Origin of the sequence: Curtobacterium sp. NPDC088465, from assembly GCF_044753165.1 — a bacterium.
Classification (GTDB): Bacteria; Actinomycetota; Actinomycetes; order Actinomycetales; family Microbacteriaceae; genus Curtobacterium.
The window spans coordinates 1,236,666-1,253,917 of record NZ_JBIVMR010000001.1; the positions used below are offsets into that span (position 1 = coordinate 1,236,666).

Below are 17,252 nucleotides of genomic sequence, written 5' to 3' on the forward strand. Positions count from 1 at the left end.
AGCGCCGGCCGACCACCGCGGCCCGGACGGTCAGCGCCCGCTGACCACCGCGTCCCGTCGCATCCGGACGAGGCTCGCCCCCGTCGCGCCCGCCATCGCGACGAGGATCACCACGAGGGACACCCAGGTCGGGATCTCCGGTGCCCACGAGAACCCCTCGCCCCCGTTGAGGAACGGCAGCTCGTTCTCGTGCAGGGCGTGCAGCACGAGCTTCACCCCGATGAACGCCAGGATGAGCGCGATCCCGTACTTCAGGTAGACCAGGCGCTCGAGCAGCCCGCCGAGCAGGAAGTACAGCTGCCGCAGACCCATCAGGGCGAACACGTTCGCGGTGAAGACGATGAACGCGCTCTCGGTGATGCCGAAGATCGCGGGGATCGAGTCGAGCGCGAACAGCAGGTCCGTCGTGCCGATCGCGATGAGCACGATGAGCAGCGGTGTGAAGTGCTTCGCCCCGTCCTGGGAGACGCGGAACTTCATGCCGTCGAACTCGTCCGTGATGCGCACCCGACGGCGCAGCAGGCGGACGAGGGCGCTGTCCTGCTGCTCCTCGTCGTCGTCCTCACGGAGCTGCTGGATCGCGGTCCAGATGAGCCACGCGCCGAACAGGTAGAAGATCCAGGTGAAGTCCTCGATGAGTTGCGCGCCGACCAGGATGAACACCCCGCGCAGGACCAGGGCGATGATGATGCCGAGCATCAGCACCTCCTGCTGGATCGCCTTCGGCACGCTGAACCGCGCCATGATGATGACGAAGACGAACAGGTTGTCGATGCTCAGGCTGTACTCGGTCAGCCAGCCGGCGACGAACTGCCCCGCGGCGTCCCCGCCGGCGAAGACGAGCATGAGCACCGCGAAGACGAGCGCGAGCCCCACGTAGACACCGACCCACGTGCCCGATTCGCGCAGGCTCGGGACGTGCGGTCGGCGGGCGACGATGAGCAGGTCGACGAGCAGGATCGCGACGAGCGCGATGATGGAGCCGACCTCGAAGACGACGGGGAGCTGGGGCATCGTTCCAGTCTGGGGCATGCGGACGGGAGGCGCGCGGCGGGCCCGCGACGTCCCTTCCGTCCGCCGCGTCCCGGTTCAGTCCCCGCGGACGCCGATCGCGTCGGCCGCCTGCTCGTACAGGCTGGTCGCCAGGGAGTTCAGCACCTCGTGGAGCTCGCCGCCGTGCGCGCCGTCGACGGCGCGCAGCATCGCGCCGTAGCGCGTGCGGTAGTCCTCGACGACGGCGTCGCCAGCCGGGAGCAGGCGCAGCAGGGACCCCCGTCGGTCCGCGGGGTTGGGTGCGCGCTCGATCAGTCCGGCGGCCGTCATGCGGTCGATCATGTTCGTCACCGCACCCGAGGTCAGCCCGAGGTAGCCGGCCACCTCGGTGGGGGTCGAGTACCCGGTGTCGCTGACGAGCACGAGCGCACGCAGGGCGTTCTCGTGGATGCCGGCTTGCGCGCTGAGCTGGCCGACCAGGCTCGTGTTCGCGCGGACGACCGCGGCGAACGCCGCCATCAGGTCGGCGTCGTCGGTGGAGGGGGCCACGGGACCTGCTTCCGTCGAAGGGGGGACACGGGGCGTCCCCCGCTCTGGGGTAAGTATACGAGTGGTCAAATTGGTGAACAACTGACTATCTTGATCATTGAAGCAAGTGAGCCCGAACCACTTGCTCCGACTGCCCGCACCACCACCGAACGATGAGGTACACCGTGTCCACCAAGCTCCGCACCTCCGCGATGAAGCGGATCCGTTTCGCCCCCGTGGCACTCCTCGCCGGCATCTTCGCCGCCGTCCTGCTGTCGCTCTCGCTCACCGGCACCCTCTCCGGGTTCGCCGCGAGCATCACCAACTCGAGCAACACCGCCGCGACCGGCACGCTGGTCATGCAGGAGCAGAACGCCGGCGCGACCGTCACCTGCCTCAGCACCGACGGTGGTTCGGTCTCCACGAACGCGGCGACCTGCTCCACCATCAACAAGTTCGGTGGCAGCACGACGATGACGCCCGGCAACACCGTCAACACCGCGATCTCGATCAAGAACACCGGTACCGCGAACGCCGCGACCTTCACGCTGACCCCGGGTGCGACCTGCACGCAGTCGGCCAACGGCACGCAGAACGGCACCGCGACCGACCTGTGCGCGAAGATGAACCTCGTCATCACCTCGGGCTCGACCACCGTCTTCAGCGGCACCCTCGCCAGCTTCAAGGGTGCGCCGGCCTCGTCCTTCACGATGCCCCAGGCCCCCGCCGCCGGCGCCACCGTGCCGTTCAACTTCGCGGTCACCCTCGACCCGTCGGCCGGCAACACGTACCAGGGCCTCGCAGCGTCCGTCCCGATGACCTGGACCTTCACCGCCTGACCCGCAGGGAGCGAGCCGGCGTGACGCCCTGATCCCGTCCCGCCGGCACGGTACCCCCCGCTCCCAGACCGAACTCCACAGACCGACGCCCCCCGACCGGCCTCCCCCCTTCCGGCCGGGTGACGTCACCCCCGGCGCAGTCCGACCGTCATCCCCCCGTCCGGTCGGACGCGTCCACCCCGGCGGCGCTCGGACGTCCCCCCACGCCCGAGCGCCGCCCCCCTTCCCCACGCACTCCCCGCACCCGCACCACCCGCCGTCCCTCCGGGGCGGCCGACCCCACCGGAGCAGCAGATGAGCCAGACCGCAGCGATCCCGCTCAGCGGCACGCTCGACCGTCCGGTCCTGCGCGGCCGTGCCGTCAGCCGCTCCGAGACCGTCCTCGCCTGGACGGTCGCCGCGGTCGCCGCCGTGCTGCTGACCGCCGCGGTGCTGTTCCTGTCCGCCGGTGGTCGCTGGTTCGTCGTCGAGACGCCCTCGATGGGCGTGGCCGCCCCGGTCGGCACCCTCGTGCTCGACATGCCGGTCGACGTGGACACGCTCGCGGTCGGCGACGTCGTCTCGTTCGCGACCGATGCGAACCCCGGCGTCGTCTACACGCACCGCATCATCGGCATCGACGCGCAGGGCCTGCACACCCGCGGGGACATCAACGGTGCCACCGACCCGTGGACGCTCACGCAGCACGACGTCATCGGCGCACCGGTGCTCCTCGTGCCCCACCTCGGCTGGCTGTTCCGCGCCGCACCGATCCTGCTCGTCGGCACCCTGCTGATCTGGACGCTCACCAGCGCCTTCACCGACCGCGTGACCCGCACCTGCCTGCGCATCGCCGGTGGTGCCCTCACGACCTCGTACGCAGCCTTCGTCCTCAAGCCGTTCGTGAACGTGACCACGATCACGAACACCTCGAGCCCCGAGGGGGTCGAGGCGACCATCGTCTCCTCCGGGATGTTCCCCGTCCGCGTCGAGGCCCACGGCGGCACCACCGTGCACCTGGTCGACGGCCAGGTCGGACGCGTCGTCATCCACGAGCTCACGGCGAACGGGCACTACCAGCTGACCTCGAACATCCACCTCGACCCGGTCGGCTGGGCTGCGCTCGTCCTGGTGTGCCTCGTGCCGCTCGTGCTCTGCCTGGCCGTCGGCCGTGTCGAACCGGTGCGTGCCTCGTGAGGGCCGGTCGCCTCCGCGACGGCCGGGTCGTCGCCGCACTGCTCGTCGTCGCCCTCGCCGTGGTCGTGCTGCTCAACCAGTTCGCTCCGACGCGGTCCGCGTACAGCGCGACCGTCGCGAACACCGGCAACACCGCGGCGACCGCGCCGTACTTCACCTGCGGTGCCGCAGCGCTGGCCGACGCCTCCGGCGCGCTGTTCGCCTACGACCTCGACGAGGCTGCCGGCGCGAAGACCGCGGCGGACTCGTCGGGCAAGGGCAACGCCGGCACCTACCAGGGGTCGATGACCACGACCGCGAACCCGGCAGCGTGCTCCCGCGACGGTGGTCCGGCGTACACGCTGAACGGGTCGACGAGCTTCGTCTCGACGCCGCGGGCCTACGCGAACCCGACGACCTTCAGCGAGGAGGTCTGGTTCCGCACCACGGTGGCCGGTGGACTGCTCATCGGCTTCGGCAGCAACCAGGTCGCCACCTCGGGGCAGCACGACCGGCAGATCTACGTCAACACCTCGGGGCAGCTCGTGTTCGGCTCGTACAACGGCACCACGCAGGTGATCACGTCCCCGAAGGCCGTCACCGACGGTGCGTGGCACCACGTCGTGTCGACGATGTCGCCGACGAACGGGATGCGCCTGTACCTGGACGGCACCCTCGTCGCGTCGAACACCGCGTTCAAGGCCCCGGAGAACTACACCGGGTACTTCCGCATCGGGTACGACACCATCAGCGGGTGGCCGGGGGCGCCGTCCAGGGAGTACTTCACCGGGTCGATGCGGTACGCCGCGGTCTACTCGACGGAGCTGTCCGCGACGCAGGTCGCGAACCACAACGCCGCCGGTCGCTGACCCACCGACACGGCGGACGGGAGGCGCGTGACGGGGTCGCCGCGCGCCTCCCGTCCGTCCGTGGGCGGGTGGGGGAAACCCCCACCCGATCGTGCGGTCACCACCGTCGAGCGGTGCTCGCGTCCGCCCCTACTGTGAAGCCGTGCAGAAAGCGATCGCCCTCTGGAGCTCCGCCGTGGACCTCCTCCTCGACGCGTTCCTCGGCCTCGTCTGGACCGTCCTCCTCGTCACGTTCCTCGCCACCTCGATCGGCAGCATCCCCGCCGCCGGGGTCGGGGTGCTCCTGCTGGTGGCCACGACCCTGACGGCCCGGTGGGCCGCCGAGCTCGAGCGCCGCCGCGCCGCGGCCCTCCGCGACGTCGAGATCCCACGGCCGATCCGCCGGACGACCCGCACGACCGGGCTCTGGCGTCCCGTGGTGCAGGCGTTCGTCGACCTCGCCGACCCGGTGACCTGGCGGGCGCTGGCGCACCACCTGGTGTCCACCGTCCTCGGGTGGGGGTTCCTCTCGCTCGTGACGCTCGCTCCGTTCATCGTGACGACGGCTCGATCCGGTCCCCTGCCGGGACTGCTCCCCGGTGGCACGGCCGGTGGTGTCACGGCGAGCGTGGTGCTCCTCGTGGTGACCGTGCTCTACGTGTGGGGCGCCGGCAGTCTCGACCGGGCGCTCGCACCGCTGCTCCTCGGCTCCAGCCGGACCGCGGCGCTGCAGGACCGCATCCACGCCCTCGCCGACGCCCGGCAGGGTGCGGTCGACGCCGCGACCACCGAACGACTCCGCATCGAGCGCGACCTGCACGACGGCGTCCAGCCCCGGCTCGTGGCGCTCGCGATGACCCTCGGCATGGCCCGGTCGCGCTTCGACAGCGACCCCGCGGCCACCCGGGAGCTCCTCGACCAGGCGCACCGCGACGCGAAGGACTCGATCACCGAGCTCCGACAGCTCGCCCGAGGCATCCACCCGGCGATCCTCACCGACCGGGGGCTCGACGCCGCGCTGTCCGCCGTGGCCGCACGCAACGCCGTCCCGACGACCGTCGACGTGGTGCTCACCGGTCGACCGCGGCCCGAGGTCGAGGCGGTCCTCTACTTCGCCGTCGCCGAGGCGTTGACGAACGTCGCGAAGCACTCCGGTGCCACGCGGTGCGCCGTCACCGTCGACCAGGTGCCCGGCGGTGTCCGGACCGTCGTGTGGGACGACGGGGTCGGTGGCGCCGGCACCGACGGTCACCCCGGCGGCGGACTGAGCGGGATGCGCGACCGCGTCCGCGCCGCCGGCGGCACCCTGCTGACCGAGAGCCCCGTCGGCGGCCCGACCCGAGTGACCGTGGAGCTCCCGTGCGCATCGTGATCGCCGAGGACGCCGTCCTCCTGCGGGCCGGACTCGTCCGCCTGCTGACCGACGCCGGGCACGAGGTGACGGCGGCCGTCGACACCGCTCCCGCCCTCCTCGACGCCGTCGCCGCCGACCGCCCCGACCTGGCGATCGTCGACGTGCGGATGCCCCCGACCTCCACCGACGAGGGGGTGCGCGCCGCGGTCCTCATCCGCGCGCAGCACCCCGGGGTCGCGGTGCTCGTGCTCTCCCAGTACGTCGAGGAGCGCTACGCGGCCGACCTCATCACGAGCGACACCGCAGGACTCGGGTACCTGCTCAAGGACCGCGTGGTCGAGGTCGACGAGTTCCTCGGTGACGTCGCGCGGGTCGGTTCGGGTGGCACCGTGTTCGACCCCGAGGTGGTCGCGCAGATCCTCGCCCGCTCGCGCCGCACGGACGGCATCGACACCCTGTCCCCGCGGGAGCTCCAGGTCTTGCAGCTCATGGCCGAGGGTCGGTCGAACAGCGCGGTCGCCGCTGCGATGCACATCACCGAGAGCTCGGTCGAGAAGCACGTCTCCGCCGTGTTCACGAAGCTCGGCGTCCCGGCCGAGGGCACCGGCAACCGCCGCGTGCTCGCCGTGCTCCGCTACCTGTCCGAGGCCGCCGGCCGGGGACGCTGACCGCGCACCCGCCCCGCCCGCCCACCCCGCACCAGCACCCGAAGGAACGAGATCCCCGTGACGACCATCGCCCCGCCCACCAGCTCCACGCCCCCGCCGGCTCCCCGACGTCCCCGCACCCTGCGGACCGTCCTGCTCGTGGTCGGCTCCGTGCTGCTCGTCGCACTGCTCGCCGTCGTCGTGGTGCAGTCCGTCGCCGCCAGCGACCGGCAGGACCACTCACGGACGAGTGCCGTCGACGAGTCCTTCGACCGCATCCGGATCGAGACCGGAGCCACCGACGTCCGCGTCGAGCGGGTCGACGTGGACCGCACGGAGGTCGTCTTCGTCGCCGGTGACACCCGACTCCGTGAACGGCACGCGGTCCGCGACGGGGTGCTCGACCTCACGGTGTCCGGTCCGGCGTGGAGCATCGTCGACCTCTCCGTCGGGGTCCGACAGGGCGCCCACCTGACCGTGCGGGTGCCTGAGGACGCCGCGGACGTCCCGGTCGAGGTCGACGCCACCGCCGGCGACGTGCTGCTCGCTGGCAGCTGGGGTGACGTCGCACTGACGAGCACCGCCGGTGACGTCACGCTCGACGGGCGGGCGGACGCCCTCGCCGTCGAGGCGACCTCGGGCGACGTGCAGCTCACCCTCGCTGCGGCGCCGCGGAGCATCACGGTCGAGACGACGTCGGGCGACCAGGTGGTCAGCCTGCCGGACGGCGACTACCGGATCACCGCCGAGGCCACCGTCGGCGACGTCGACAACGAGCTCGGTACCGATCCCGGTGCCGCGCAGCAGTACCGGTTCACGGCGGTGGCGGGCGACGTCGAGATCCAGCGCGGGACCGACCGCTGACCGGTCGGCGGACGGACGGGAGGAGCGTGGCGGGGTCGCCACGTTCCTCCCGTCCGTCGCCACCGTCGTTCGCCGATCGGACAGCGTGTCCCTCGGACACTCGGGTCGTTCCGGGGTCTCCGGCGTAGCCATGACCCTCACCGTCCGACCACGGGAGGAACCCACATGACCAAGGACGCGAACGCCGCCACGCAGGAGAAGCTCGGCGGGATCCTCGAGGCCCGCGACTGGGGTCGCATGCACGAGGCCTGGCACGAGGACGTCGTCGACCACGACCCCGCACCCGGGCAGGCGCCCGGACTCGCCGGCATCGTCGACTTCTGGACGGAGTTCACGACGGCGTTCCCCGACGTCACGCTCGAGGCCGACCCGCTGATCGTCACCGACGACTTCGTCACCGCGGTGTTCACGATCCACGGCACGCACACGGGTCCGTTCCAGGGGCACGAGCCGACCGGACGCTCGTTCACCGTCCGTGGCATCCAGGTGTCGAAGTTCGTCGACGGCAGGATCGCGGAGCGCTGGGGCTCGACGGACCAGCAGGGCATCGAGGAGCAGCTGCAGCTCGGCTCGTCCGACGTGCAGTTCGTCAGCAAGGGCTGACCGGGCCGCTCTGCCGGACGCCCCGGGTACGCTCGGGGCGTCCGGTACCAGCCGGGTCCGCCCTCGTCGAAAGGCACCCGTGCGTCTCCGACCCCTCCTCGCCACCGTCCTCGTCGCAGCGCTCGCGCCCGTCCTGTTCGTCGCCGGGCCGGCATCGGCCCACGACGTGCTGGTCGCGTCCGACCCGGTGGCCGACGCGACGGTCGCGGGTGACCTGGACCGCATCACCCTGACCCTCTCCGAGCCGCCGCTCAACGGCCTGCAGACCGGCATCGTGATCAGCGTCACCGACGCCCAGGACGCCGAGCACACGTCCGGCGAGGTCACGGTCGAGGGCAACACCATCGGCAAGGACCTCGACATCTCCGAAGCGGGGTCGTACTCGGTGCGGTGGCGGAGCGTCTCCGTCGACGGGCACCCGATCTCCGGCGAGTACCGGTTCGCGTCGAGCGGCCCGGCAGCGCTCGACTCCTCGACGACCTCGGGCATCGCGGAGACGCCGACCCCGACCGCTGCTGCGTCCTCCGCAGCGCCGACCGCGACGGCGACGGCGGACGCCGCGTCCGGCACCTCCGACGAGGTGTCGGCGACCCAGGCGGCCGCCGCCCCGGTCGACCACCGACACCACACGATCCTGCTGCTGATCGTCGCGCTGGTCGTCGTCGTGTTCGCCGGCGTCGTCGGCGTCCGCGCCCTGCTGGCCCGTCGGAACGGTGTCCCCGCCGCGGGACCGGACGTCGAGGACGACACCGCCGGGCACGACTCGGGCGAGCACGGCACGGTCGGGCACGGCACGGACGAGGACGGCACACGGCGGTGACCCGGGCGGCGCAGGTCCCGCCGGCCGACGCTGCCCGCGCGGCGCTCGCCGCCGTCGCCGGTCCCGACGCCGTCCCGCTCGTGCCCGCGATGCCGAGCACGCCGGACCCCCGGGCGGCGGCCGTGCTCATGCTCTTCGGAGTGCTCGACCGCACCCCGAGCACGCGCCCCGCCGTCGCCGACGCCGTGCACCGTGACCTCGACGTCCTGCTGCTCGCCCGCGCCTCGACCCTCCGCTCGCACCCGGGCGAGATCGCGTTCCCCGGCGGGCGCATCGACCCGGACGACGTCGACGCGCCCGCTGCGGCTCTGCGGGAGGCCCGCGAGGAGACCGGGCTCGACCCGTCCGGTGTCGAGGTCCTCGGCGCACTGCCCGCCGTACCGCTCGCGCACTCGAACCACCTGGTGCGGCCCGTGCTCGGGTGGTGGCGCGAACCGACGCCCGTGCGGGTCGTCGACGAACGGGAGTCCGCCGCCGTCTTCCGGACGCCCGTGGCCGACCTGCTCGACCCGGCGAACCGCGGGGTGACCGTCCTCCGCCGCGGCGGCCGGGAGTGGCGGGGGCCGGCCTTCACGGTACGGTCGGACCACGGCGTGCACACGCTCTGGGGGTTCACGGCGATGCTGCTCGACGCGCTCTTCGACCGGCTCGGCTGGACGGAGCCCTGGGACGCGGCGCACGAGCTCCCGCTCCCTGCGCACCGAAGGACCTGACCCCTGCTCTCCACCCTGCTCGTCGAGGTGCCGTGGCTCGCCTCCGGCGTCCTCGTCCCGGTGGTGTTCCTGGCCGGGCTGCGCACCAGCCGGCCACTGCTGACGGCGGCTGCCGGCATCGGCCTGTCCGCCGGCATCGAGGCGGTGCAGGCGTTCGTGCTCGGCATCGGCCGGGCCTGCGACACGAGCGACCTGGTCACGAACGGCATCGGCGCGGTGATCGGCGGCCTGCTCGCGGCAGCGGCGCTCGGGCTCGTGCGACGCCGGGCCACGCGACGTCGCTGACCGGACGTCGTAGGGTCTGGGCATGACCGTCGTCGCCCTGGTGCTCGCCGCCCTCGCCGCGCTCCTGCACGTCTGGATCTTCGTGCTCGAGTCCGTCCTCTGGACCACCCCGCGTGCGCGGAACACCTTCGGCACCTCCGAGCAGGAGGCCGCCGCCACACGCTCGCTCGCGTTCAACCAGGGCTTCTACAACCTGTTCCTCGCCGTGCTCGTCCTGGTCGGCATCGTCGTCGTCGCGTCGGGCGGCACCGCCGTCGGCCTGACGCTCGTCGTCGCCGGCACCGGGAGCATGCTGGCCGCCGCGCTGGTGCTGTTCACGAGCGACGCGACGAAGCGCCGTGCCGCCACCACGCAGGGCGCGCTGCCGCTCCTCGCGCTGCTCCTGCTCGGGATCGCCGCGCTGGTCTGACCGAGCGGTCGCGGCGCTGGTTCAGAGCAGCTCGGCGAGCAGGGCCTCGACCCGGCGGCGGACGTCGTCGCGCACCGGGCGCACCTGGTCGATCGGCAGGCCGGCCGGGTCGGTGAGCGCCCAGTCCTCGTAGCGCTTGCCCGGGAAGACCGGGCACGCGTCCCCACAGCCCATCGTCACGACGACGTCCGCCTGGCGCACCGCGTCGGTGGTCAGGACGGCGGGCTGCTCCCCCGCGATGTCGATGCCCTCCTCGGCCATCGCCTGCACCGCGACGGCGTTGATGCGGTCGGCGGGCTCCGACCCGGCGGAGAAGACGTCGACACGGTCGCCGCCGAGGTGCCGGAGCCACCCGGCTGCCATCTGCGAGCGGCCGGCGTTGTGGACGCAGACGAACAGGACGGCGGGCTTCTGGTCGGGCACGGTGACTCCGGGGGTCGTCGGGACGGGGTGGGGTCATCCTGCCGCACCGAGGTGAACGGACGGGCCCGGCGGCGGACGGGAGGCCCGTGGCGGGCCGGCACCGTGCCTCCCGTCCGTCCCGTGGCGCGTCCAGATCGTGACCCACCCGAGCGGGTCGGTGCGGTAGCGTCCGCGGGGTGATCGTGTGGATCAACGGCACCCACGGGGCCGGCAAGACGACGACGGCCCGCCTGCTGCAGCCGATGCTGCCCGACGCCCACGTGCTCGACCCGGAGAAGATCGGCGAGGTCCTGATGGACGTCCGACCGGCGCTGCCCGACCACGGGGACTTCCAGCACTGGGCCCCGTGGCGCCCCCTCGTCGTCGAGACCGCGCGGCGGGTGCTCGACCAGGTCGGCGGCACCCTCGTCATGCCGCAGACCGTGCTGGTCGAGGCCTACTGGCGGGAGATCGCCGACGGGTTCGCGCAGCACGGGATCCCGGTGCGGCACGTCGTCCTGCACGCCGACCAGGACACCCTGCGCCGACGGATCGAGGACGACGCCGTCGTCGGCTACTCGACCTTCCGGATGAGCCGCCTCGCCCCGTACGCCGAGGCGGCGGACGGCTGGCTGCACGACGCCGCCGAGGTCGTGTCGACCGTCGGACGCACGCCCGAGCAGGTCGCCCGGGGCATCGCTGACGGTCAGCCCGCGGCGGTCCCGGCGAGCCCGATCGCCGCGGGCTGACAGCGGGGACACCACCAGACGCGTCGGGGCGCGGAGCCGACCACCTCGACGTCGTCGCGGGCGCGCACCCGCGTGCCGCAGCGCAGGCACGGCCGACCGGCCCGCCCGACGACCCAGTGGCGCTCCCCACGACGGAGCACCCCCGTCGTCACCTGGTGGGCGTCCGGTGTCGTCGCCGAGTGGCGGAGCATCCGCTGCGCGGTGTCGAGCAGGGTCCCGACGTCGACCGTGCCGATCGGCCGGTCCGGGTGCAGCCCGCGGACGAAGCCGAGCTCGTTCGCCCAGAGGTTGCCGAGCCCGGCCACGCGCCGCTGGTCGAGCAGGACCGTGCGCACGGGCAGGTCCGGGTCGGCCGTGCAGCGTCGGACGGCCTCGTCGCGGTCGAAGTCGTCGTGGAGCAGGTCCGGGCCGAGGTACCCGACCGCCAGGTGCTCGTCGCGGGTGGGGAGCAGCTCGACCACGGGCAGCGCGATCCCCCACACCGTCCGTCCGTCGTCGAGGGCCATGCGCACCCGGGCGTCCTGCGCGGCGCGGACCGGCAGCCGCTTCCCCGCACCCGTCGTGGTCCACGAACCGGTCATCCGCATGTGGGTGTGGAGCGTCGTGCCGTCGTCGAACCGGGTGAGCAGGTGCTTGCCGTGCGTGGCGTGGGCGACGATGCGCCGGCCGCCGAGCGGGGTGCCGGCGTCGGCGCCGCCGCGGAGCTCGCCGCGGGCGACCAGGGCCCCGTCGACGGCACGGAGTCGAGCTGCCAAGCGGTGGACGGAGTCACCCTCGGGCATGCCCTCACGCTAGGCGGGGCCACCGACAGCGTCGGCGTCCCTCAGGCCGCGGCGGCGTGCTCCCGGAGCGCCGGGCAGTGCTCGGGCGTCGGGTGCTCGGTGATCGCGATGACCTCGTCGAGCCGGTCGCGGGCGGCCTCGAGCTCCGCGAGCTGTGCGGTGATCCGGTCGCGCTCGGCGACCAGCAGCGCGAAGGACTCCGGCGTCGCCACCCCCGCGTCGACGCACGGCAGCAGCTGCACGATGGTCCGGCTCGGGGGTCCGGCGGCGAAGAGCTGCTGCACGAGCTGCACCCGTTCGACGGACGCCGCCGCGTAGGACCGCTGGCCACCCGCGGTCCGCTCCGCGCTGAGCAACCCCTGCTCCTCGTAGTACCGCAGCGAGCGCACGCTCGCACCCGTCGCCGCAGCGAGGTCACCGATCCGCACGTCGTCTCCGATCCACACTTGCACCTGACACCGATGTGAGGTCCTACCGTAGCCGAGCCGCAGCGGGAAGGACCCGCCAGGCAGGAGGACACCATGGACATCGCCGGATCCGTCGCACTCGTCACCGGGTCGAACCGGGGCATCGGCCGCCGCTTCGTCACCCAGCTGCTCGAGCGCGGCGCGTCGAAGGTCTACGCGACCGCTCGCCGCCCCGAGCTCGTCGACATCGACGGCGTCGAGGTGCTGCCGCTCGACATCACCGACGAGACGTCGGTCGCCGCTGCGGCTGCCGCCGCGCAGGACGTCACGCTGCTCGTCAACAACGCCGGGATCGCCGGGACCGGCTCGCTCCTGCGCGACGACCTCGCCGACGCGCACCGGCTGCTCGACACCCACCTCTGGGGCACCCTGTCGATGCTGCGGGCCTTCGCACCGGTCATCGAGCGCAACGGTGGTGGCGCGGTGGTCAACGTGCTCTCCGCGCTCTCCTGGTTCGCGTACCCGGGGTCAGGTGCCTACGGGGTGGCGAAGGCCGCGGAGTGGAACATGACGAACGCGGTCCGGCTCGAGCTGCGCGACGCCGGGATCACGGTCCAGGGGCTGCACCTCGGCGCGGCCGACACCGACATGATGGCCGGGTACGACGGCCACATGACCGACCCGGCCGACGTCGCACGCGCGTCGCTCGACGGGGTCGAGCAGGGGCTCGCGGAGGTCGTCGTCGACGAGTGGAGCGCGATGGTCAAGGCGTCGCTCCAGCAGACGCCGGACGTGCTCGCGGCGCAGCTGGGCTGACAGGACCGCTCAGGTCAGGAGCGGTTCCAGCACGTCGACCACCAGGTCCGGACGAGTGACGAACGGGTGGTGGCCTGTCGGCAGCTCGACGGCACGCGTCGCCCTGGATGCGTGATCGCGCTGCAGGGCCGCCGTGGTGCTGCGGTCGTCGAGGCAGACCAGCGCAGTGGAGTCGACGTCGGCCCACCCGCGCCGTGTGGTCGGGGAGCCGAACGCCTCGGCGGCCTGGCTCGTCGTCCGGTCGAAGGCCGCGCGCTGGGTCGCCTCGTCGGCGTCCTGCAGGAAGCGGGCGCCGAAGGACGCCGGGTCGTACCCGTCGAGTGCGACCCGGCCGTCCTCGACCCGCACCGTCACCGGGTCCGGCTCCTCGGACATGATCGATCCCTGCGACGCTCCGACCGGCGGTGTGTAGCTCGACACGAGCACCAGGTGGCGGATCGAGGGGTGGGAGCCGGCCTCGGCGATCACCGTGCCGCCGTACGAGTGCCCGACCAGCACGACGTCGTCGTGCTGGTCGAGCACGGCACGGAGTGCGGCGGCGTCGGCCTGCAGGTCACCCCCGGCGGCGTCCGTCTCCCCGCACGACGGCAGGGCGACGGCCGTGCTGGGGACGCCGGTCCGTTCGCGGAGCAGGTCAGCGGTGGGGCGCCACCACCAGGCGCCGTCGCTCACGAGGGCGCCGTGGACGAAGACGAGGACGGGTGCACCGGTCATGCCCTGAACCTAGGCAGCGCCCGCGGACATGTCCGCCGTGTTCGCCGAGGGCGACCGCAGACGGACGGGAGGCGCGGTGCCAGCCGGCACCGCGCCTCCCGTCCGTCACCTGGTCGCCGCCGGACCGGGACGGTCTCCGGGGAACTCCTGACGTCAGAAGGCTCGAAGGCCGAATCGGTGCGTCGCCGTACGGAAGTCGGGGTCGCCGAGTCCGATGGCCTGGCTGGACACCACGGACAGTTCCCGAGTCCTGTCGAGCCAGGTCGCCCGGCACCAGGATTCGCCGTGCTTGCTCCCGAAGTGGATGCCGAGCGGACGGGTCTGATCGTCGAGCACGGCGTCGTGCACGAGGTCGGCGACGGCGGTGGTCACCGATCGGTCGTCCGATCGGAGGGTGGCTGTGGTGAACGACGCCCAACCGCCGACGAGCAGGTGCGACCGGAGACTGGGTTCGACGGCGCTCAGGGTGTCGGGGTGCTCGACGTCGACGAACCAACCGGTGCTCGGGTGCTCCAGCGAGAGGACCGTCCGGTCATCGCGCCACGATCGTGGGAGGGTTCCGGTCTGCATGAACGACCGTTCGTCCCAGTCGGCGGCGACATCGGCGAGGAACTCCTCGAGGGTCAGCCCGACAGCAGCAGCATCCACCTCGAGCGCGCTGCCCGTCCCGAGGGGGATCTTGAACGCCGCGAGCACCTCGGCGAATGCACCGGTGCGGAGTTCGGCCGTGTAGTAGGTCTCCGTACCGGCGGCGTCGTAGCGACCCCAGCTCGAGCGTTCCGTTGCAGCGTGGTCGCCGTGCCGACCTCGAGTCGGTGCGGACACCGGCGGGTAGTTGCTCTTCGCGATGCGGTACCCGGTGTCGCTCCGAGCAGGAAGGAGTCGGAGCCCCGTCGTCGTGCAGGTGCGTGGCCCTCGGCTCGTCACGTGTCCGCGGTGCCCTCCATGAACGACTGCACTGCTCGCCCGAGCTGCGCAGCGTCGTCCTCACGGACGGCGGTCAGTGGAGTGCGCTCCTCGAGGAACGGATTGGCGCCGATGAACCAAGCGCGGGCGACGTGCGCACCCTCGTGCTCCGCGATCGCGTTCCACGTGCGAGAGAGCAGCCGGAGTCGCCGCTCGAAGTCGTTCCCCGGGCGAGGACCGTCGGACTTGGCCCACTTCAGCGGGAGCTTGCGGTCCTTGCTCCCGGTGGCGGCAGCTACGAGTGTCGGGCCGAGAGCCGCGTTCAGTTCCTGCACGAGTTCCCGCAGGTCGAGCCGCGTCGACCGCGCGTGGTGCATCCCTGCTGCAACTGTCATGCCCCCAGTTTTACACCCCGGTCCCCCGTGCCACCAGCAGACAGTGCGACGAGCTGCCCGGGCCGTGCGGCGTACGGCGCACGGACGGACGGGAGGCGCGGTGCCAGCCGGCACCGCGCCTCCCGTCCGTCACCGGGTCGCGTCAGGAGCCGGGGCGCTCCTCCGGGCGGTCGGCGGACGTGTCCGCCGGCGCCGGGTCGAGGGTCGCGTCGATGCCGGGGTCCGGCGAGACGGTCTGCGTGTGCACCGGGAAGGCGTCCGGCGAGGTGCTGACCTCGCCGACGGCCGACGCGGAACGCCCACGGCCGCCGCGGATCCGGCGCACCAGGTCCCAGGGGCGACCGGACTGCCGCTGCTCCGGTGCGTCGACCTCGAGACCGTAGTACGCGCCGACGTGCTCGAGCAGGACCTCGCGCTCCGCCTTGTCGTACGCCCGGCGTTCCCGGTTGAAGGCGATCACGGTGGACCAGCAGACCATGAGCAGCACGACGCTGAACGGGAGTGCCGTGGTGATCGCCGCGGTCTTCAACGCGTTCAGCCCGCCGGTCAGCAGCAGCGCGACGGCGAGCAGGGCGGCGACGACCGCGAAGAAGACGCGGAGCCAGTTCTTCGGCTCGATGTCACCGCCCGAGGCGATCATCGCCATGACGAGCGACCCCGAGTCCGAGGACGTCACGAAGAACACACCGATGAGCAGGATCGCGCCGAACGTCAGCACGACGCCCGCGGGCAGGTCGGCGAGCAGCGTGAAGAGCGATCCCTCGACGTCGACGGAGCCGTCCGCGCCGACGAGGCCGCCGGCACCGTCGGTCTCCTGGTGGATCGCGGCACCGCCGAGGACGGCGAACCAGAGGAAGGTGAGGGCGGTCGGCACGAGCAGCACGCCGAAGACGAACTCACGGACGGTGCGACCGCGCGAGATCCGGGCGATGAAGATGCCCACGAAGGGGGCCCACGACATCCACCAGCCCCAGTAGAACGTGGTCCAGGCGCCCTGCCACTCCTCGCCCGCGGCGCCCTGCTGCGCGGTGACGTTGAAGGACAGGCCGACCACGTTCTGCAGGTAGGCGCCGATCGACTGGACGAAGTCGCGGAGCAGGAACTGCGTGGGGCCGACGATCAGGATGAAGAGCAGCAGTGCCGCCGCGAGGATGAGGTTGAAGTTCGAGAGGATCTTCATGCCCTTGGTCACACCGGTGACCAGGGAGACGATCGTCACGGCGGTGATGACCGCGATGATCGCGATCTGGCTGACGGTGCTGCTCTCGGCGAGGCCCGCGCTCTCGAGGCCGGCACCGATCTGGATGACACCGAGGCCGAGCGAGGTCGCGACACCGAACAGCGTGCCGATCAGGGCGATCACGTCGATGAGGTTGCCCCACCCGCCGCGGACGCGGTTGCCGAGCAGCGGTTCGAGTGCCCAGCGGATCGAGACCGGGCGGCCCCTGCGGTGGATCGCGTACGCCAGGGCGAGGCCGAGGACGACGTAGATGGCCCAGGCGTGCAGGCCCCAGTGCAGGAAGGTCTGGGTCATCGCCTGCTGGGCGAGCTGGTTCTCGGTGCCCGTGACACCGGGCCGGGGCGAGGCGAAGTGACTGAGCGGCTCGGAGACACCGTAGAAGACGAGGCCGATGCCCATGCCCGCAGCGAAGAGCAGGGCGAACCACGAGCCGGTGGAGAACTCGGGTTCGTCCTGGTCCTTGCCGAGCTTGATGTCGCCGTACCTCGAGAAGCCGACGAACAGGGAGAACCCGACGAAGAACGCCGCGATGAGCACGTAGTACCAGCTGAAGTTGCGGACGATCCCGCTCTGCAGTGCGGTGAACACGGCCTCGGCGGACGACGGCGCGATGAGGGTCCAGGCGACGAAGCCGAGCACGATCACGGCGGCCGGCCAGAAGACCCAACGAGCGAGCTGGGGGGTGGTGCGGACCGGCTCACCGGGCCGGAGTTGATCGGATGCGGTTGCGGGTGGTCTGGTGGTGGCCATCCGTCCATGGTGCCTGATGTGCTGTGGAACCGT

Annotated in this window: 22 protein-coding genes; 13 read left to right on the forward strand and 9 right to left on the reverse strand. The window is 72.2% G+C overall.

Features of this window, described 5'->3' with window-relative positions:
• Positions 1-30: 30 nt before the first annotated feature.
• Together ACIP6W_RS05810 and ACIP6W_RS05815 are read right to left on the reverse strand one after the other, a co-directional pair.
• The gene (locus tag ACIP6W_RS05810) at positions 31-1,014 is read right to left on the reverse strand and encodes a TerC family protein (protein WP_209684796.1); all 984 of its coding nucleotides are present in this window, start codon (positions 1,012-1,014) and stop codon (positions 31-33) included.
• Between the two features lie 75 nt (positions 1,015-1,089).
• Complete coding sequence (locus tag ACIP6W_RS05815) at positions 1,090-1,542, reverse strand: MarR family winged helix-turn-helix transcriptional regulator (protein WP_308301856.1); 453 nt, start codon at positions 1,540-1,542, stop codon at positions 1,090-1,092.
• Positions 1,543-1,706: 164 nt separating this feature from the next.
• On the opposite strand from ACIP6W_RS05815, the gene ACIP6W_RS05820 reads away from it, so the two are divergent.
• From ACIP6W_RS05820 to ACIP6W_RS05870, 11 genes are all read left to right on the forward strand, one after another.
• Complete coding sequence (locus tag ACIP6W_RS05820) at positions 1,707-2,360, forward strand: hypothetical protein (protein ID WP_209684798.1); 654 nt, start codon at positions 1,707-1,709, stop codon at positions 2,358-2,360.
• A 294-nt stretch (positions 2,361-2,654) separates the two neighbouring features.
• Positions 2,655-3,536, forward strand: a complete 882-nt coding sequence (locus tag ACIP6W_RS05825) for a S26 family signal peptidase (protein WP_209684801.1) — start codon at positions 2,655-2,657, stop codon at positions 3,534-3,536.
• Complete coding sequence (locus ACIP6W_RS05830; RefSeq protein WP_209684803.1) at positions 3,533-4,384, forward strand: LamG domain-containing protein; 852 nt, start codon at positions 3,533-3,535, stop codon at positions 4,382-4,384. Before ACIP6W_RS05825 ends, ACIP6W_RS05830 begins: the two co-directional genes overlap by 4 nt.
• Before the next feature lie 142 nt (positions 4,385-4,526).
• On the forward strand, positions 4,527-5,735 hold the full coding sequence (locus ACIP6W_RS05835) for a sensor histidine kinase (protein WP_251155622.1): 1,209 nt from the start codon (positions 4,527-4,529) through the stop codon (positions 5,733-5,735).
• On the forward strand, positions 5,723-6,385 hold the full coding sequence (locus tag ACIP6W_RS05840; RefSeq protein WP_209684806.1) for a response regulator transcription factor: 663 nt from the start codon (positions 5,723-5,725) through the stop codon (positions 6,383-6,385). The genes ACIP6W_RS05835 and ACIP6W_RS05840 overlap by 13 nt, the downstream gene beginning before the upstream one ends.
• Positions 6,386-6,442: 57 nt before the next feature.
• Positions 6,443-7,228: a DUF4097 family beta strand repeat-containing protein gene (locus ACIP6W_RS05845; RefSeq protein ID WP_251155621.1), complete on the forward strand. Its 786-nt coding sequence runs from the start codon at positions 6,443-6,445 to the stop codon at positions 7,226-7,228.
• Positions 7,229-7,393: 165 nt separating this feature from the next.
• Entirely contained in the window at positions 7,394-7,831 is a 438-nt protein-coding gene (locus ACIP6W_RS05850; RefSeq protein WP_066657448.1) for an ester cyclase, read from the forward strand.
• Between the two features lie 79 nt (positions 7,832-7,910).
• Positions 7,911-8,651, forward strand: a complete 741-nt coding sequence (locus tag ACIP6W_RS05855) for a copper resistance protein CopC (protein WP_400428650.1) — start codon at positions 7,911-7,913, stop codon at positions 8,649-8,651.
• A complete protein-coding gene (locus tag ACIP6W_RS05860; protein WP_374109593.1) occupies positions 8,648-9,364 on the forward strand; it encodes a CoA pyrophosphatase in 717 nt (238 codons plus the stop codon). The genes ACIP6W_RS05855 and ACIP6W_RS05860 overlap by 4 nt, the downstream gene beginning before the upstream one ends.
• 27 nt (positions 9,365-9,391) lie before the next feature.
• A complete protein-coding gene (locus tag ACIP6W_RS05865; RefSeq protein ID WP_251155619.1) occupies positions 9,392-9,649 on the forward strand; it encodes a VanZ family protein in 258 nt (85 codons plus the stop codon).
• A gap of 22 nt (positions 9,650-9,671) precedes the next feature.
• Positions 9,672-10,058: a DUF1304 domain-containing protein gene (locus ACIP6W_RS05870; RefSeq protein ID WP_209684815.1), complete on the forward strand. Its 387-nt coding sequence runs from the start codon at positions 9,672-9,674 to the stop codon at positions 10,056-10,058.
• Between the two features lie 21 nt (positions 10,059-10,079).
• On the opposite strand, the gene ACIP6W_RS05875 is transcribed toward ACIP6W_RS05870, so the two are convergent.
• Positions 10,080-10,481 (reverse strand): arsenate reductase ArsC, encoded by a 402-nt coding sequence (locus ACIP6W_RS05875; RefSeq protein ID WP_209684816.1) that lies wholly within the window; start codon positions 10,479-10,481, stop codon positions 10,080-10,082.
• A gap of 176 nt (positions 10,482-10,657) precedes the next feature.
• Between ACIP6W_RS05875 and ACIP6W_RS05880 the strand changes: the two genes are divergently transcribed.
• Positions 10,658-11,209 (forward strand): AAA family ATPase, encoded by a 552-nt coding sequence (locus tag ACIP6W_RS05880; protein ID WP_209684817.1) that lies wholly within the window; start codon positions 10,658-10,660, stop codon positions 11,207-11,209.
• Here the strand turns inward: ACIP6W_RS05880 and ACIP6W_RS05885 are convergent.
• Together ACIP6W_RS05885 and ACIP6W_RS05890 are read right to left on the reverse strand one after the other, a co-directional pair.
• Entirely contained in the window at positions 11,167-11,991 is an 825-nt protein-coding gene (locus ACIP6W_RS05885; protein WP_209684818.1) for a DNA-formamidopyrimidine glycosylase family protein, read from the reverse strand. The genes ACIP6W_RS05880 and ACIP6W_RS05885 overlap by 43 nt on opposite strands.
• Positions 11,992-12,032: 41 nt before the next feature.
• Complete coding sequence (locus tag ACIP6W_RS05890; RefSeq protein ID WP_400428654.1) at positions 12,033-12,443, reverse strand: MerR family transcriptional regulator; 411 nt, start codon at positions 12,441-12,443, stop codon at positions 12,033-12,035.
• 69 nt (positions 12,444-12,512) lie between these two features.
• On the opposite strand from ACIP6W_RS05890, the gene ACIP6W_RS05895 reads away from it, so the two are divergent.
• Positions 12,513-13,214: an SDR family oxidoreductase gene (locus ACIP6W_RS05895; protein ID WP_209684819.1), complete on the forward strand. Its 702-nt coding sequence runs from the start codon at positions 12,513-12,515 to the stop codon at positions 13,212-13,214.
• A gap of 9 nt (positions 13,215-13,223) precedes the next feature.
• On the opposite strand, the gene ACIP6W_RS05900 is transcribed toward ACIP6W_RS05895, so the two are convergent.
• The 4 genes from ACIP6W_RS05900 to ACIP6W_RS05915 form a co-directional block, all read right to left on the reverse strand.
• Positions 13,224-13,928 carry an alpha/beta fold hydrolase gene (locus tag ACIP6W_RS05900; RefSeq protein ID WP_251155617.1) on the reverse strand — a complete coding sequence of 235 codons (705 nt, stop codon included), beginning with the start codon at positions 13,926-13,928 and terminating at the stop codon, positions 13,224-13,226.
• 153 nt (positions 13,929-14,081) lie between these two features.
• A complete protein-coding gene (locus tag ACIP6W_RS05905) occupies positions 14,082-14,753 on the reverse strand; it encodes a hypothetical protein (RefSeq protein ID WP_400428657.1) in 672 nt (223 codons plus the stop codon).
• Positions 14,754-14,851: 98 nt separating this feature from the next.
• Positions 14,852-15,229 carry a hypothetical protein gene (locus tag ACIP6W_RS05910; RefSeq protein ID WP_251155615.1) on the reverse strand — a complete coding sequence of 126 codons (378 nt, stop codon included), beginning with the start codon at positions 15,227-15,229 and terminating at the stop codon, positions 14,852-14,854.
• 142 nt (positions 15,230-15,371) lie between these two features.
• Positions 15,372-17,219: a BCCT family transporter gene (locus tag ACIP6W_RS05915; protein WP_251155614.1), complete on the reverse strand. Its 1,848-nt coding sequence runs from the start codon at positions 17,217-17,219 to the stop codon at positions 15,372-15,374.
• Positions 17,220-17,252 lie beyond the last annotated feature (33 nt).